Raw genomic sequence first — 14,807 nt, 5'->3', positions numbered from 1 at the left:
CGGTGCGGGTCCCGCCGCTCAGTGGTCCCGGGTGGTGACGAAGAGCGCGATGTCGCGGAACTCCGCGCGGACCGCGTCGTCCATCTCCACGTCGCCCACGTACTTGGCGGCCAGCGCGACGCGGCGGTCCGCCTCGGCCTCGGCCCAGGCGCGGCCGCCCGCGGCCTCGACCAGCTCCGCCATCTCCCGCAGGTCGGCCTCGGCGGGGTCGCCGGGCGCGGCGTACAGCTCGGCCAGCCGCGCGGAGTCGGGGGTCCCGGCGGTCAGCGCGGCGACCACCGGCAGCGACTTCTTGCGGGCCCGCAGGTCCGACAGCACCGGCTTGCCGGTCGTCTCCGGGCTCCCCCAGATGCCGAGCAGGTCGTCGACGAGCTGGAACGCCAGGCCCATCTCCGTCCCGTAGCCGGTGAGGGCGGTGACCAGCTCGGCGGGCGCCTCGCCGAGCATCGCGCCGATGGAGCTGGCGCAGGCCAGCAGCGCGCCCGTCTTGTCGGACGCCATCGTCAGGCACTCGTCGAGCGTGACGTCGGCGCGCTTCTCGAACCCCATGTCGAGGGCCTGGCCGGAGATGAGCCGCTGGGTGGCGGCGGTCAGCGCCTCCGCCGCCCAGTGCGCGCCGCGGGTGTGGTGCTCCAGCAGCAGCTCCTCCGACAGCGCCAGCAGCGCGTCGCCGGCGAGGATCGCGGCCGCCGCGCCGAAGACCGTCCACGCGGCGGGGCGGTGCCGGCGGGTCCGGTCGCCGTCCATGATGTCGTCGTGCAGCAGCGAGAACGCGTGCACGAACTCCACGGCGACGGCGCCGGGCAGGGCGTGCTCCGGCGGCGCGCCGGCCGCGCGCCCCGACAGCAGCGCCAGCGCGGGGCGCAGCGCCTTGCCGCCCGCCGCGGCGGGCCGGCCCTCGGCGTCGGTCCAGCCGAGGTGGTAGGCGATGACGCGGCGGTTGGCCGGGTCGAGACGGTCCACGCAGGCGCGCATCGCCTCGTCGACGAGCGCGCGCCCGTCGGTGATCGAGCCGGGGACGGCGGTCATCGGCCGCTCACCCCGTCCAGGTGCCGCCGGACCAGCCGGGCGGCGGTCAGTCCACTGCGCACTGCCCCCTCCATGGTGTCGGGCCAGCCCGTGTCGGTCCACGCGCCGGCGAGGAAGAGCCCGGGCAGGCGGGTCGCGGACGCGGGCCGCAGCGCGCCGCTGCCGGGGCTCTGGCGGAACGTCGCATGGCGTTCCCGGGTGACGAAGAAGTCGGTGACGCGGGCCCGCCGGGCGGCCGGGAAGAGCCGTTCCAGGGCGGGCAGGAACGCGGCGCGGACGTCGGCGGCGGGCGTGTCGATCCAGCCGTCGGCGGCCGACACCGACACCGCGAGGTACTGGCCGCGGGCGAGGCCGCTGGTCGGCGTGCGGTCGAAGACCCACTGCACGGGCGAGCCGACGGCGGCGGCGAACGGCACGTCCATGACCGGCCGGTCGTAGACGACGTGCACGTTGATGATCGGGCTGGAGCCGAGGCCGGCCCAGCGGTCCCGGTCCGGGCACGCCTGCGCCGGGACGAGCGGGGCCGCCGCGCGGTGCGGCACCGCGACGACGACGGCGTCCGCGGCGACCGGCTCGCCGTCCACCACGAGCTTCGGACCGGCGTGGACCGCCGACACCTTCGCCTTCAGGCGGACGCGCCCGCCGAGCCCCTCGATCCGCTTCGCCGCGACCGAGCCGTGCAGTTCGCCGAGCGGGACGGTCGGGACGCCGATGTCGGCGGCGTCGGAGCGGCCGAGCAGGCCCTGCCGGCACACCATCGTCGCGGGGCCCATCGCGGCGTCGTCGACGCCGATGTTCAGCGCCGAGATCAGGAACAGCTCCCACAGCGCGGTGCGGGCCCGCTCGCGCTGGCCGTGGGCGGCGAGCCAGCCGCCCATCGCCTGCCCGTCCAGGTCCGGGTCCTGCGGGTCGAGGCGCTGCAGGGCCAGCGACGCGCGGACGGCCCGCAGCCGGTCGCCGGGCGACAGCAGCCGGTACCGGGCGAGCGCGGGCAGCAGGTGCAGCGGCCCCGGCGCCTTCGCGCGGCGCAGCCTCCCGGCCGGCCCGTCCGGGGTGAGGACGCGGATGTCGAGGCGGTCCTGGACGCGGACGAGGTCCCGCGCGTCCAGCCGGTCCAGCAGCCCCCGGTAGGCGGTGCAGCACTTCAGGAAGACGTGCTGCCCGTTGTCGACGGTGAGGCCGTCGCGGTCGAACGAGTGGGTGGCGCCCCCGAGCCGGGGACGCGCTTCGTAGAGGGTGGTGCGCACGCCCGCCTCCAGGAGGGCGAGCGCGGCGCTGATCCCGGCGAGCCCGCCGCCGACGACGGCGACGTTCCCCCGGGCGCTCACCGCCGGATCCCGGTGAGCGCCGTCGCGGCGACGGCCGCCTTCTCCCACGCGGGCAGGGACATGCGGCCCGCCAGCGCGGCCGCCGGGTCGGCGGTGATGCGCCGCAGCAGCCGCCGGTAGATGCCGGCCATCGTCCCCGTGCACGCGGCGCTGCGCCGGTCGAGCATCGGCAGCAGCCGCAGCCCCGTCGCGTACCACTCCCCCGCGCGCTCCGCCTGGAAGCGGACCAGGGCGGCGAGCTGCTCCGGCGGGTCGGTGAACCGGCCGGACGCGTCCTGGTCCAGCGTGCAGCCGAACCTGGCGAGGTCCTTGGCCGGCAGGTAGACGCGGCCGCCGAGCCAGTCCTCGCGGACGTCCCGCAGGATGTTCGTCAGCTGCAGCGCGACGCCGAGCGCGTCCGCGCGGGTCCGGGCGACCCGGGGGTCGCCGGTGCCGAACACGCCGAGCGACAGGCGGCCGATCGAGCCGGCGACGCACCGGCAGTACCAGAGCAGGTCGTCGAAGGTGTCGTAGGAGGCGCCCCGCACGTCGGCCTCGCAGCCGTCGATGAGCTCGCCGAACGCCTCCAGCGGGATCGGCATGCGGCGCGCCGCGTCCGCGAGGGCGACCAGGACGGGGTCGTCCGGGTGGGCGCCGGGGTCGGCGAGCCGGTCGCGCTCCGCGGCCAGCGCGGCCAGCCGCGCATCGGGAGGGGCGTCGTTGTCGTCGCCGATGTCGTCGATCCTCCGCGCGAAGGCGTAGACGGCGCTGAGCGCCCGGCGTTTCGGCGGGGGCAGGAGGCGGATCCCGTACGAGAAGTTGCGTGCCTGCGAGCGGACGACCTGTTCGCAGTGCCGGTAGGCGCCGGCTGCGTCCATCTCATCTCCTTCCCAACATCCGCGACCACTCGGCGAGCAGCCGCGTCTTCCCCGGGCGTGGCGGGCCGGCCAGGACGTCGTAGGCGCGGCGGTCCAGCGCGGCGAGGGCGGCGAGCCCGCCCGCCGCGTACCCGGCCACGGCGGCGCGCGCGAACCCCGGCAGGGTCCGGACGAGAGGCGCGCCTTCGGCGAGCAGTCGTCCTGCCCTTCCCGCCTGAAGTGCGATGACACCGCGCAGGCGCGTCGGAGTGACCGCGGCGCGGAAGTCGTCCCCGGTGCAGCCGAACCGGCGCAGGTCGTCCGCCGGCAGGTAGACCCGGCCGTTGCGGTGGTCCTCGCCGACGTCCTGGCAGTGCTCGATGACCTGCAGCGCGGAGCAGATCCGGTCGGAGAGGCGGAGCCGCGCCGGGGTGGCGGCTCCGAACACGTGCAGGACGATGTGCCCGACGGGGTCCGCCGACAGGGTGCAGTAGTCGAGCAGCTCGTCGAACGTCCCGTAGCGGGTGACGACCTGGTCTTGGCGGTTTGCCCGCACTAGTCGCCGGAAAGGCTCCTCGGGGATCCGGCATTCGTGGACGGTGCGGGCCAGCGCGCGCATGAGGGGGATCTCGGGGACGGCGCCCGCGTAGATCCGGTCGAGGTCGCGGTCGACGAGGTCGAGCAGGCCGGCGCGCTCATCCGGCGGGGCCTCGTCGCCGATGTCGTCGACGAGCCGGGCGTAGCCGTAGACGTCGAGGAGGTGGGCCCGGTGCCGGGCGGGAAGGAAACGGGCGGCCACCGGGAAGTTCTCCCTGGCCTGCAGCCGGTTCCTGATCTGGCGTTCGTGGGTCTCGTTCCATAAGCGCTCGCTGATGGACATCGTTTCCTTCGGGGGCGGCGCGCGGGGCGGGGCGGCGCTCTGCCGGTCGCAATGGTCCCCATAACCCTGTTGATCGACGGGTAAACGCGAAACCGATCATATATATGTGTATAAACCAAGTTTTTGGGTTAGAAGAGGTTGGTGACACCTGAGACCGACCCCTCCGTCTCCTCCGCGCTCCCCTCCGGGCCATCGGGCCGCCGCCCTCCGCTCGCCCGCGAACTCGCGTACGGGCTGTCGCTCTTCGCTCTCTACGCCGTCGCCGCGGCCGTCCCCGTCGGCGACCGGCACGCCGCCGCCGCCGACCACGGCCGGCGGATCCACGACCTCGAACGGACGCTGCACATCGCCGCAGAGCGGCCGCTCAACGACTGGCTCGCCGCGCACCGCTCCGTCGCCGTCGTCGCGAACTACGAGTACGCCACCGTCTACCTGATCACCACCTTGTGGGTGCTGGCCTGGCTGTACCGCCGCCGGCCGGGCCGGTACCGCGTCGCCCGCAACGCCTTCGCGCTGATCAACGTGATCGGCGCGCTCTGCTTCGCGCTGTGGCCGGTGGCGCCGCCGCGCCTGCTGCCCGGCCTCGGGTACGTGGACACCGTCCTGACGCACGGCACGTGGGGGTCGTGGGGCAGCCCGGTCGTCGACCACGCCGACCGGCTCGCGGCCATGCCGTCGCTGCACGTCGCGTGGGCGCTGTGGGTGAGCGTCGAGCTGGCGCGGCTGTCGGTGCGGCGGTGGCTGCAGGCGGCCAGCGTCCTGCACGTCTTCGTGACGCTCTACGTCATCATGGCGACCGCCAACCACTACCTGCTGGACGCGGCGGGCGCGCTGGCCGTCGTCTGGGTCGCCTACCTCGTCACCGACCGGGACACCGGCCGGCCGCGGGCCCCGATCGTCCCGCCCGAGGACGCGTTCTTCCTGGCGGTGGAGTCGGACCGGACGCCGCAGCACGTCGGCGGGCTGATCCTGCTCGACGCGCCGGACGGGTCGCCGAGCCGCGAGGACATGATCGCGACGCTGCGCGGGAGGCTGGACGAGCTGCCCCGGCTGGGCCAGCGGCTGTCCCCGCCGTCGCGGCTGCGGCGGCGCCGCTGGGTCGAGCACCCGGTGATCGACTGGGACTGGCACGTGCGCGAGGCGGTGCTCGCGGAGGACGGCGACGCGGGGCTCAACGCGCTCGTCGGCGCGCTGCAGAGCGAGCCGCTGCCGCGCGACCGGCCGATGTGGCGGATGATCCTGGTGCGCGGCTACGCCCCCGACCGGTCGGCGGTGATCTTCCTGATGCACCATGTCGTCGCCGACGGCATGGGCGTGATCACGCACGTGCTGCGGATGCTGACGCCCCCGGACGCGCTGCCGGCCGCGGGCGCCGGGCCGTCGGCGACGCGCCGCGCGCTGGGCACGGCCGCCGGGATCGCCCAGCTGGCGACGGAGTCGCGGCAGCGGACGCGGCTGCCCTCGACCGGCACCGCGGAGCGGGCGTTCGGCACGTTCCGCCTGCCGATGCCGGCGGTCCGCGACCTCGCCCGCAAGCACCGCGTGCGGGTGACGGACGTGGTGCTGTGCGCGCTGGCCGGCGGCCTGCGCCGGGTCGGGCCGCCCGTGGGCGGGCCGGAGGGCGGGCGCGTCCTGCGGGTCGCGGTGCCGCTGATGACGGGCGGGCCCGTGGTGCCGCCCGAGGGCAACCACACCTCGGCGGTCATGGTGGACCTGCCGTACGGGCCGATGCCGGAGGTGGAGCGGCTGCGCACGCTGGCCGCGGCGACGCGGCGGCTGCGGTCCGGCACCCGGGCGCTGGCGTCGGCCTTCGTGATGCAGCGGGCGTCCCGGGCGCTGCCGCCGGTGCTGCACGACGCGTTCGCGCGGGCCGTGTACGGCGGCCGGACGTTCCAGGCGATCGCCACGAACCTCCCCGGCGCGAACACGCCGGCGCGGCTGGCCGGCGCCCCGCTGATCGTGGCGCACCCGATCGTCCCGACCGGGCCGGGCGCGCCGCTCGCGGTCGGTGCCCTCGGCTGGACCGGGATGCTGAACATGGGCGTCAGCGCGGAGGCGACGCTGGTGGCCGACATGGACGCGCTGTGCGGGGCCATGCGCGACGTGATCGAGGAGCTGGGCGCCGCGGAGGCGCCGGAGCCGGAGGCCGCCGACGCCCCGGCGGCCCGCCGCGGCCGCGGGCCGTCCGTCCCCGGCTGAGACGGGGTTTTGCGGCCGGGATGCCCGGGGCTTCCCGGCCGTTTGCCCTGAATGGATAGGTATGGGGGATGGCCGAGATCGACCTGTCGGCGGTCTTCGACGCGTTGCCCGTCGGCTGCGCGGTGTTCACGCCCGATCTGCGGTACGTGATGGTCAACTGCGCCTACGAGCGGCTCGCGGGGCGTTCCCGCGAGCAGCTGATCGGCCGTCCCTTCTACGAGGTGTTCCCCGGCGGCCCGGCCGGGCAGGGCGTGGCCCAGGTGCGGGCGTCCCTGGAACGGGTGGTGGCGGAGCGCGAGACCGACATCATGCCGCTGCAGCGTTACGACGTCGAGGCCGCCGACCGGCCGGGGCTGTACCAGGAGCGGTACTGGAGCATCCGGAACGCGCCGCTGCTCGGTCCGGACGGCACGGTCACCGCCCTCCTGCACCGGGTGGAGGAGGTGACCTCCTACATCATGCAGCTGCGCGCCGCGCGGTCGGGGGAGGCGCCGTCGCCCGAGGCCCAGGTGGAGGGCGTCGAGGCGGAGCTGTTCGCCCGGACGCGCGAACTGCAGGAGGTCAACGACCGGCTGCACCGGGCCCGGCAGGACGAGCACCGGGCCGCGGCGGCGATGCGCGACGCCCTGCGGCGGCAGCAGCAGGCCGTCGCGGACACCTCGCACGACCTGCGCGGGCCGCTCACCGGGCTGCAGACCCGGCTGCAGCTCGCGCTCGCGGACCCGGAGTCCGACTCGCGCGCGATCCTGCACGCCGCGCTGGACGACGCCGAGCGGCTCGGCGACATCGTCTCGGACCTGCTGGAGCTGGCCCGGCTGGAGGCGGGCGTGCCGATCAGGACCGGCACCGTGGACCTGACCCGGCTCGTGGAGGACGAGCTGGCCGGCCGCGAGCCCGGTGTCGCCCTCACGGCGCGCTTGGAGTCCGGCGTGGAGGTGGAGGGGTCGGCCGTCCGGCTGGCGCGGCTGCTGCGCAACCTGGTGTCCAACGCCGAGCGGCACGCGGCGAGCCGGGTCGAGGTGCTGCTCGCCCGGGAGGGCGGCCAGGCGGTCCTCCGGGTCGTCGACGACGGGCCGGGCATCCCGCCGGAGGAGCGGGAGGCGATCTTCCGCCGGTTCTACCGCCGCCCGGACGCGCGCGCCGGCGAGCCGGAGGGCACCGGCCTGGGGCTCGCGATCGCCCGTCAGGTCGCCGTCGCCCACCGGGGGACCCTGGCCGTCGCCGACCGGCCGTCCGGCACCTGCATGGTCCTGCGCCTCCCCTTGTGCGGCTCGTAGTGGCGGCCCGCAGCGGCGGCCCGCGAGCCCCGCGCCCGCGAGAGTACGGGTCGGGACGAACGCGGGATCATGCCGCGTTACGGACGCGTCTGTGCGGGCACTCCTCCTTGACCGAGCCGGTGGGAGGACGGCGATGAAGTACGGGATCGACGAGGGCAGCGTCGTGGTGATCACCGGCGCCAGCGGGGGCATCGGCCGCGCGGCCGCCCGGGCGTTCGGCGGGCGCGGCGCCGGGGTCGCGCTGCTGGCGCGCGGCGAGGAGGGCCTGGACGGCGCCGCCGAGGACGTCGTGAAGGCCGGCGGGCGCGCGCTGCCGATCAGCGTGGACGTCGCCGACGACGGCCGGGTGGAGGCGGCGGCCCGGCGCGTCGAGGAGGAGCTCGGGCCCATCGACGTGTGGGTGAACGTGGCGTTCTCCTCGGTGTTCGCGCCGTTCTGGGAGATCGAGCCCGACGAGTTCAAGCGCATCACCGAGGTCACCTACCTCGGCTACGCCAACGGCACCCGGGCGGCGCTCAAGCGGATGATGCCGCGCGGGCGCGGCGTGATCGTCCAGTGCGGGTCGGCGCTCGCCTACCGCGGGATCCCGCTGCAGAGCGGGTACTGCGGCGCCAAGCACGCCGTCCAGGGCCTCCACGACTCGCTGCGGGCCGAGCTGCTGCACGCGTGCCCCGGCGTGAAGGTGACCATGGTGGAGATGCCGGGCGTCAACACCCCGCAGTTCAGCTGGGTGCTGTCGCGGCTGCCGCGCCGCGCGCAGCCGGTCCCGCCCATCTACCAGCCGGAGATCGCGGCGGACGCCCTGCTGTACGCGGCGGAGCATCCGCGGCGCCGGGAGTACTGGGTCGGCGGGAGCACGGTCGGCACGCTGATCGCGAACAAGTTCGCGGCGGGGGTGCTCGACCGCTACCTGGCGAGGACCGCGTTCTCGTCGCAGCAGACCGGGCAGCGGCGCCCGCCGGACCAGCCCGCGAACCTGTGGGAGCCCGTCGACGGCACCGGAGGCCGCGACTTCGGCGCGCACGGCCGGTTCGATGAGGAGGCCCATCCGCGCAGCCCTCAGCTGTGGGCTGCGAAGCACAAGTACCTGGTCGGCGCGGCGACGGCGGGCGCGGCCGCCACAGGGGCGGCCGTGGGCGCCGCCAGGCTGCTGCGCCGCTGATCCCCTAGGGTGCCGGGGGAAGGGATCGGAGGTTGAGCGCATGGGGGCCGCTGAAGGCGCGCAGCGCGGCGGCGCGAGTTTCGACGTCGCCGAGCACGAGGGCTGGACGGTGGTGACGGTCGAGGGCGAGCTGGACCTCGGCACCGCCGGGACGCTGGACGAGCATCTGTCGAAGGCGATCGGCGCGGAGGAGCGGCCGCGGATCGTCGTGGACGTCACCCGCATGACGTTCTGCGACTCGTCGGGGCTGAACGTCCTGATCCGGGCGAGCAAGCGGATCGCCGCCCTGCAGGGCCGGTTCGTGCTGGTGCGCCCGACCGAGCGCGTCCGCAACGTGCTGCGGGTCACCGGGCTGGAGCGCGTCTTCGACATCCGCGACGAGCCGCCCGAACCCGTGTGACCGGGCGGGCGACCCGGCCGGGCGGGCGGGCCCCGGTGACCGTGACCGGGCGCGGCGGGCGGCCGCGCCCGGGCGGCGGGACGGTCAGCCGATGCGGAGGGGCAGGGTGCGGGGGCCGCGGACCTGCCCGGCGGACCACGTCACCGCCGACGGATCGTCGAGGGTGAAGCGCGGGAACCGTTCGAGCCAGACCTCCAGGGCGACGCGCAGCTCCATGCGGGCCAGGTGCGAGCCGACGCAGCGGTGGATGCCGAGGCCGAACGCGGCGTGCCGGTTGACCTCGCGGTCGATGACGACCTCCCCGGCGCGGTCGAACTGCTCGGGGTCGCGGTTGGCGGCGGGGAACGACAGCAGGATCCAGTCCTCGGCCTTCATGTCGGCGCCGCGCCAGTGCATGTCCTGCTTCACCAGCCGCGCCATCGTCACCGGCGCGTAGGCGCGCAGGAACTCCTCCATCGCCGTCGGCAGCAGCTCCGGCTCGGCGACCAGCCGCTCCCGGTCCGCCGGAGTCTTCGCCAGATGCCACAGCGACGCGCCGATCGCGCTCCACGTGGTGTCGATGCCCGCGATCAGCAGCAGCGCCATCGTCCCCGAGACGTGCGACGGGTCGAGCTTGCGGCCGTACAGCTCGGCGTTGATCAGGTACGTGGTGAGGTCGTCGCGCGGGCGGTCGACGTGGTCGCGGATCTGGTCGAGGAGGTAGTCGAACAGCTTCTCCATCCGCGCGATGCGCTCGTCGGGCGGCCGGTTGACGCCCTCCAGCGCGTTCTCGACGAACTCGCGGAACTTCGGGCCGTCCTCCGGCGGGAACCCGAGCATGTCCGCGATCACCCGCATCGGGATGTGCTGGGCGTAGTCGCGGGCCGCGTCGACGACGCCGTCCCCCTCCAGGCCGTCGAGGAGCGCGTGGCAGAACGCGCGGGTCGCCGGTTCCAGCCGGGAGACGGCCGTCTTGGTGAAGGCCGGCAGCAGCAGCTTGCGCGCGTCGTGGTGGAACGGCGGGTCGGACGAGATCGGCGGCACCCCGCCCACCGGCGCCGCCTCCAGCGGTGGCCGGAAGTTGCTCATCACGATCGACCGGGACGAGAAGCGCTCGGTGTCGTAGGCGATCGCGCTGACGTCCTCGTAGCGGGTCGGCAGCCAGCCGCCGCCGAACCGGCCGGTGTGCGCGATCGGGCAGCGCCGCCGCAGGTCGTCCTGGATCGGGTAGGGGTCGGCCGCCCATTCGGGCTCCATGTGGGAGAAGTCGGTCGCCCAGTCCGCCACCGGACCGGTGACGACCTCGTTGCGCGTGCCGAGCGGCCGGCTCTCGCGCATCTCCTCGAAGCCCTGGGTGAAGCGGTCGTCCTCGGTCGCCGGTGCGCCGGTCGCCGGCGCGCCGCCGGTGGCCGGCTCTCGGTCGATGACCGGCTCGCGGTCGGTGGTCATGCCTCCGCCTCCTTCACGACGGTGATCGCGCGCTCGGGGCAGTTGGCCGCCGCGCGGCGCGCGTCCTGCTCCCCGTCCGCCGGGACGGTCCCGTCGGCGAGGACGGTGCCGTAGCCCTCGTCGTCCTCGCCGAACAGGCCGGGGGCCAGGTCGTAGCAGCGGCCGTGCCCCTGGCAGCGCCCGGGATCGATCCGCACCTTCATCGCGTTCCTCCTGTCTCCGCTTCGGGACCGGCCGGCTCCCCCGGCTCGGGGCGGGCCTGCGCGGGACGGGCCGGCGCGGGACCGGCCGGTGCGGGACCGGCCGGTGCGAAGGCCGCCACGACGCGGGTCAGCAGCGCGGACCACTCCTCGTCGCCGACCCCGTGCATCTCCGGCGGGACCAGCACGCTGCCCATCGCCAGCAGCAGGCAGAAGTGCGCGACGGCCTCGGGCGAGAGCGCGCCGTCCATCTCCCCGCCGGCCTGCGCCGCGCGCACCAGTTCCTCCAGCACGGCGGCGCGCTCGCCCATGTAGTCGTGCATCGGCCGGGCCACGTCGGCGTCGCGGCGGGCCGCCACGAGCGCCTCGACGACGAGGTGGCCGCGCGCGTCCCGGCGGCGCGGCAGCCACCGGCCGATGATCAGCAGCGACTCGGTGATCGGGCGTTCGGGGTCGGCGGCGACGAGCTCGGCCAGCATCTGCCGGCCGTGCGCGCGCAGCGCCGCCACCAGGAGCTCGCCCTTCGAGCCGAAGTGGGCGTACAGCGCGCCGTTGCTGACCCCGGCGGCGGCCGCGATGTCGGCGACGCGCGTGCCGTCGTAGCCGCGCTCGGCGAAGACGCCGGCCGCCGCGCGCAGCAGCCGGTCCCGCGTCTCGGCCGCCGTGACGCCCGCGATCCGGCCCATGGACGGAATTAAAAGACCGTTCATTCAGTACCGTCAAGGGCTGGATTCTCGAATCGAGTTCTAGTATCAACATCTAGAAAGAGGTCGTTCTCTCGTCGGTCGGGAGGCCCGCATGGGCGATGCCGGCGCGCCCGCGTGACCGGGACGACGCCCGCCGTCCGGTGCCCGGAGCCCGCCGCCGGGCGGCCCGGCGACCCCTGGTGGACGCTGTCCGCGGTGAGCATGGCGAGCGTGCTGACCGGGCTCGGCGGCAACACCCTCAACGTCGCGCTCCCCTCGGTCGTGCGGCACTTCCACGCCGGGCCGCTCGCCGCGAACTGGATGCTGCTGGCGTTCCTGCTGGCCAACACCGTCCTCATCGTGGTGTTCGGACGGTTCGCCGACATGTTCGGCCGCCGCGCGATGTACCTGTCCGGCCTCGGCGCCTACACCCTCGCGAGCCTGCTGCTCGGCTTCGCCCCGACCGCCTGGACGGTCGTGGGCCTGCGCGTCCTGCAGGCCGCGGGCGGCGCGATGCTGCTGGCCAACAGCGCCGCCATCGTCACCGACGCGTTCCCGCGCGAGCGGCTCGGCCGCGCCATGGGCGTCTACACCGCCTCGTTCTCCATCGCGCAGCTGGCCGGGCCCACACTCGGCGGCTACCTCACCGACGCCTTCGGCTGGCGCTGGGTGTTCTGGTACAACGTCCCGTTCGGCGTGCTGTGCCTGGTCTGGGGCGCCGTCGCGCTGCGGCCCGTGGAGGCGGCCTCGCGCGAGCGCGGCGTCGACGTGCCCGGCAACGTGCTCGTCCTCGCCGGGCTCGGCGGCCTGCTGTTCGGGCTGTCGCAGGTCAACGAGCGGGGATGGGGCAGCCCGGTCGTCATCGGCGGCGTCGCCGTGTTCGCGGTGCTGCTGCCCGTCTTCCTCACCGTCGAGCGCCGCTCCTCCCGCCCGGTCGTCGACATCGCCCTGTTCCGGGACGCGCCGTTCGCGCTCGGCCTGCTCGCCACGTTCCTCAACGCGACCGCGCGGATGGGCGCGGTCGTGCTGCTCGCGCTGTTCTTCCAGTCCGTGCAGGGCGACGACCCCGTCACGGCCGGGCTCAAGGTGCTGCCGATGTCGGCGGTCGCGGTCCTGGCGTCCACCGGCGCGGGCTTCCTCGAGAACCGCGTCGGCGCCCGGACCATGACGGTGCTCGCCGCCGCGCTGACGACGCTCGGGCTGCTCGAACTGCTGGCGGCGATCGGGCGGGACGTCCCGTACGCGCCGGTCGCGGCGGGCCTGATGCTGCTGGGCGCCGGGTCGGGCGCGTTCCTGCCCTCCAACGCGACGGCACTGCTGAGCGGCCTGCCGTCGCACCGGCTCGGCGTGGTCAACGCGATGCGGCTGATGGTGCAGAACACCGGCATCGTGGTGAGCACCGCCCTGGCCTTCTCGATCATCGCGGGCCCGGTGCCGGCCGCGCTGCGCGCGCACGTCTTCGCCGGGGACCTGTCGCGGGTGTCGGGGCAGGGCGTCCAGCAGCTCGTCCTCGGCTACCGGTACGCGCTGGCCTGCATGGCGGCGCTGTCCGCGCTCGCCGTGCTGGCCTGCCTCGGCACCCGCCGCGCGGAGCGCTCCCGCTAGGCGAGCGCTCCCCCTAGGCGAGCGCTCCCGCTAGGCGATGGCCTCCACCTCCTCGCGGGTCAGCTCGGGGTCGGGCGCGGACGGCGCCGTCACCGCGACGGGCGCGGAGGCGCCGCCGGCGACCCGCGCCTCGGCCTGCCGGAACTCCGGCAGCGGGCCGGTCGCGTCGTACAGCCCGTTGAGCGCGAGCCAGAGGGCGCCGCGCCGCATGCGCAGCACCAGCGGGTTCGGCCGCTGGTAGAGGGCCAGCTTCTGCGCCCATTCGGGGAGCATGTCGCGGGCAGCCCAGTCCATGAAGGGGCTGCCGGGCTCCCACGGCTTTGTGCCGTTGCCACGCAGGTTCGGGCCGGTCCCGAACGCCTTGATCGGCGTGATGGCCAGGCGCGGCAGGTAGGACTCCAGGCACTCGGCGACGTCCGCCTTCGTGGCGGGCAGGTCGGTGCCGCCCAGCGCCTCCCCCACCCGAACGAACTCGCCGTAGTAGCGCTCCAGGTCGGCGCCGCGCAGCGGCTTGCGGTGGTAGCGCTCGTGGGCCGTCGCGAGGCCCCACACGACGGTGGCGTAGTTCCAGCGCAGCCAGTCGGGGTCGTCGGCGTCGTACGGCAGGCCGTCCGGGCGGGTGCCCTTCACGGTGTGGTGCATCGCGCGGACCGTGCGCGCGAGCCGCTCGGCGGTCTTGGTGGAGCCGTAGGCGGTGCCGATGAAGAACGACAGCGAGTGGCCGAGCCGGACGGCGGCGCCCTCCGGGTCGATGCCGCCGGTCGGGACGCCGTCCACCCGCTCGGGGATGCGGGAGTGGTCGTAGGCCATCCAGCTGATGCTGGGGTCGAGGCCCTCGATGTAGGCGGCGCCGACCAGGCCGAGGACCAGGGTCGGCAGGTGCGAGTGGACGTACCAGACCGCGCTGTCCGGGCCGAACCAGCCCGGGTCGCCCTCGGGTCCGGCGAACTCCAGGCCCCGGAAGAACCGGGACCGGATCTCGGTGTCGAAGGCCCGCTCGAATCGTGCCGCGAGGATGTTCGTCCTGGGTGCCATCCCGGCGCTCCCGTCAGAGTCTGGATACAACTGTGTCCAGACTCCAGCGTAAGTGTCTGGGTACATGCGTGTCCAGACTTGGTATCGTGACCGCCATGGCGAACGCCCGGACGGCCGCGAACACCCGGTGGGCCGGGGTCCCCGCCGCCCGGCGCCGGGACGAGCGGCGCGACATGCTCGTCCGGGCCGCGTACCGGCTGTTCACCGCGGGCGGCGAGGCCGCCCTGGCCGTCCGCGCGGTGTGCCGCGAGGCGGAGCTGCACACGCGCTACTTCTACGAGAACTTCGCCGACACCGCCGAGCTGCTCGCGGCCGTGTACGACCAGCAGGCCACCGCGCTCGGCGACGTCCTCGCCCGCGCGGTCGAGGACGCCGGCCCGCGCCCCGACGCGCGCACCCGCGCCGGCATCCGCGCCGTCCTGCGGTTCATCAGCGACGACCCGGGCCGCGGGCGCGTGCTGTTCGCCGAGGCGCGCGGCAACGAGATCCTCGCCGCCCGCCGCCGCGCCGCGCAGACCGCGCTGCTGGAGGGCGTCCTCGCGATGACCCGCGACCAGGACCCGCCGCTCCCCGTCGTCATCGCCGCCACCATGTTCACCGGCGCCATGACCGAGCTCGCCCAGCAGTGGGCCGACGGCCGGCTCGGCACCGACCTCGACGCCGTCGTCGACGGCGCCGTGACGCTCTCCCTCGCCCTGCACGGCGCCGTCTAGCCGGGCCGCGCCGCGCGCGGCCCGGCGGG

General features: G+C 75.1%; 14 protein-coding genes. 6 read left to right on the top strand and 8 right to left on the bottom strand.

Translation table 11 applies throughout. The annotated features are described in order from the left end of the window. Nucleotides 1–18: 18 nt before the first annotated feature. Genes ABT299_RS32565 through hpnC form a run of 4 tightly spaced genes read right to left on the bottom strand, consistent with a single transcriptional unit; the run spans nt 19 to nt 4,073 of the window. Nucleotides 19–1,029: a polyprenyl synthetase family protein gene (locus ABT299_RS32565; RefSeq protein ID WP_500253078.1), complete on the bottom strand. Its 1,011-nt coding sequence runs from the start codon at nt 1,027–1,029 to the stop codon at nt 19–21. Then, nucleotides 1,026–2,357 carry a hydroxysqualene dehydroxylase HpnE gene (gene hpnE / locus ABT299_RS32560; protein ID WP_500253077.1) on the bottom strand — a complete coding sequence of 444 codons (1,332 nt, stop codon included), beginning with the start codon at nt 2,355–2,357 and terminating at the stop codon, nt 1,026–1,028. The genes ABT299_RS32565 and hpnE overlap by 4 nt, the downstream gene beginning before the upstream one ends. Further along, a complete protein-coding gene (gene hpnD, locus ABT299_RS32555; RefSeq protein ID WP_500253076.1) occupies nt 2,354–3,214 on the bottom strand; it encodes a presqualene diphosphate synthase HpnD in 861 nt (286 codons plus the stop codon). Before hpnD ends, hpnE begins: the two co-directional genes overlap by 4 nt. A gap of 1 nt (nt 3,215) precedes the next feature. Beyond that, entirely contained in the window at nt 3,216–4,073 is an 858-nt protein-coding gene (gene hpnC / locus ABT299_RS32550; RefSeq protein ID WP_500253075.1) for a squalene synthase HpnC, read from the bottom strand. A 141-nt stretch (nt 4,074–4,214) separates the two neighbouring features. Between hpnC and ABT299_RS32545 the strand changes: the two genes are divergently transcribed. From ABT299_RS32545 to ABT299_RS32530, 4 genes are all read left to right on the top strand, one after another. Continuing rightward, nucleotides 4,215–6,272 (top strand): phosphatase PAP2 family protein, encoded by a 2,058-nt coding sequence (locus tag ABT299_RS32545; protein ID WP_206700334.1) that lies wholly within the window; start codon nt 4,215–4,217, stop codon nt 6,270–6,272. 68 nt (nt 6,273–6,340) lie between these two features. After that, entirely contained in the window at nt 6,341–7,549 is a 1,209-nt protein-coding gene (locus ABT299_RS32540) for a PAS domain-containing sensor histidine kinase (RefSeq protein WP_500253074.1), read from the top strand. Nucleotides 7,550–7,682: 133 nt separating this feature from the next. Then, nucleotides 7,683–8,711 (top strand): SDR family oxidoreductase, encoded by a 1,029-nt coding sequence (locus ABT299_RS32535; RefSeq protein WP_190867472.1) that lies wholly within the window; start codon nt 7,683–7,685, stop codon nt 8,709–8,711. A gap of 40 nt (nt 8,712–8,751) precedes the next feature. Beyond that, entirely contained in the window at nt 8,752–9,111 is a 360-nt protein-coding gene (locus ABT299_RS32530; RefSeq protein ID WP_190867474.1) for an STAS domain-containing protein, read from the top strand. A gap of 84 nt (nt 9,112–9,195) precedes the next feature. On the opposite strand, the gene ABT299_RS32525 is transcribed toward ABT299_RS32530, so the two are convergent. From ABT299_RS32525 to ABT299_RS32515, 3 genes are read right to left on the bottom strand one after another with little or no spacing between them, the layout of a single operon-like run. Beyond that, nucleotides 9,196–10,539, bottom strand: coding sequence for a cytochrome P450 (locus tag ABT299_RS32525; protein ID WP_206700335.1), 1,344 nt, complete (start codon nt 10,537–10,539; stop codon nt 9,196–9,198). Further along, nucleotides 10,536–10,742, bottom strand: coding sequence for a ferredoxin (locus ABT299_RS32520; RefSeq protein ID WP_190867476.1), 207 nt, complete (start codon nt 10,740–10,742; stop codon nt 10,536–10,538). The genes ABT299_RS32525 and ABT299_RS32520 overlap by 4 nt, the downstream gene beginning before the upstream one ends. Then, on the bottom strand, nt 10,739–11,425 hold the full coding sequence (locus ABT299_RS32515; RefSeq protein WP_500253073.1) for a TetR/AcrR family transcriptional regulator: 687 nt from the start codon (nt 11,423–11,425) through the stop codon (nt 10,739–10,741). Before ABT299_RS32515 ends, ABT299_RS32520 begins: the two co-directional genes overlap by 4 nt. Nucleotides 11,426–11,560: 135 nt before the next feature. On the opposite strand from ABT299_RS32515, the gene ABT299_RS32510 reads away from it, so the two are divergent. Then, on the top strand, nt 11,561–13,030 hold the full coding sequence (locus tag ABT299_RS32510) for an MFS transporter (protein WP_500253072.1): 1,470 nt from the start codon (nt 11,561–11,563) through the stop codon (nt 13,028–13,030). 30 nt (nt 13,031–13,060) lie between these two features. On the opposite strand, the gene ABT299_RS32505 is transcribed toward ABT299_RS32510, so the two are convergent. Continuing rightward, on the bottom strand, nt 13,061–14,065 hold the full coding sequence (locus tag ABT299_RS32505; protein WP_500253071.1) for an oxygenase MpaB family protein: 1,005 nt from the start codon (nt 14,063–14,065) through the stop codon (nt 13,061–13,063). Between the two features lie 95 nt (nt 14,066–14,160). Between ABT299_RS32505 and ABT299_RS32500 the strand changes: the two genes are divergently transcribed. Continuing rightward, entirely contained in the window at nt 14,161–14,778 is a 618-nt protein-coding gene (locus ABT299_RS32500) for a TetR/AcrR family transcriptional regulator (RefSeq protein ID WP_500253070.1), read from the top strand. Nucleotides 14,779–14,807: the final 29 nt, after the last annotated feature.

Origin of the sequence: Spirillospora sp. NPDC000708, from assembly GCF_040299565.1 — a bacterium.
Classification (GTDB): Bacteria; Actinomycetota; Actinomycetes; order Streptosporangiales; family Streptosporangiaceae; genus Spirillospora.
This window is presented reverse-complemented; position numbering and strand designations above follow the sequence as displayed.

What these genes read in the sequence shown, in the direction of transcription:
- ABT299_RS32565 (WP_500253078.1), bottom strand. Translation starts at nt 1,029, where the DNA reads ATGACCGCCGTCCCCGGCTCGATCACCGACGGGCGCGCGCTCGTCGAC.
- hpnD (WP_500253076.1), bottom strand. Translation starts at nt 3,214, where the DNA reads ATGGACGCAGCCGGCGCCTACCGGCACTGCGAACAGGTCGTCCGCTCG.
- hpnC (WP_500253075.1), bottom strand. Translation starts at nt 4,073, where the DNA reads ATGTCCATCAGCGAGCGCTTATGGAACGAGACCCACGAACGCCAGATC.
- ABT299_RS32540 (WP_500253074.1), top strand. Translation starts at nt 6,341, where the DNA reads ATGGCCGAGATCGACCTGTCGGCGGTCTTCGACGCGTTGCCCGTCGGC.
- ABT299_RS32535 (WP_190867472.1), top strand. Translation starts at nt 7,683, where the DNA reads ATGAAGTACGGGATCGACGAGGGCAGCGTCGTGGTGATCACCGGCGCC.
- ABT299_RS32530 (WP_190867474.1), top strand. Translation starts at nt 8,752, where the DNA reads ATGGGGGCCGCTGAAGGCGCGCAGCGCGGCGGCGCGAGTTTCGACGTC.
- ABT299_RS32525 (WP_206700335.1), bottom strand. Translation starts at nt 10,539, where the DNA reads ATGACCACCGACCGCGAGCCGGTCATCGACCGAGAGCCGGCCACCGGC.
- ABT299_RS32520 (WP_190867476.1), bottom strand. Translation starts at nt 10,742, where the DNA reads ATGAAGGTGCGGATCGATCCCGGGCGCTGCCAGGGGCACGGCCGCTGC.
- ABT299_RS32515 (WP_500253073.1), bottom strand. Translation starts at nt 11,425, where the DNA reads ATGGGCCGGATCGCGGGCGTCACGGCGGCCGAGACGCGGGACCGGCTG.
- ABT299_RS32505 (WP_500253071.1), bottom strand. Translation starts at nt 14,065, where the DNA reads ATGGCACCCAGGACGAACATCCTCGCGGCACGATTCGAGCGGGCCTTC.
- ABT299_RS32500 (WP_500253070.1), top strand. Translation starts at nt 14,161, where the DNA reads ATGGCGAACGCCCGGACGGCCGCGAACACCCGGTGGGCCGGGGTCCCC.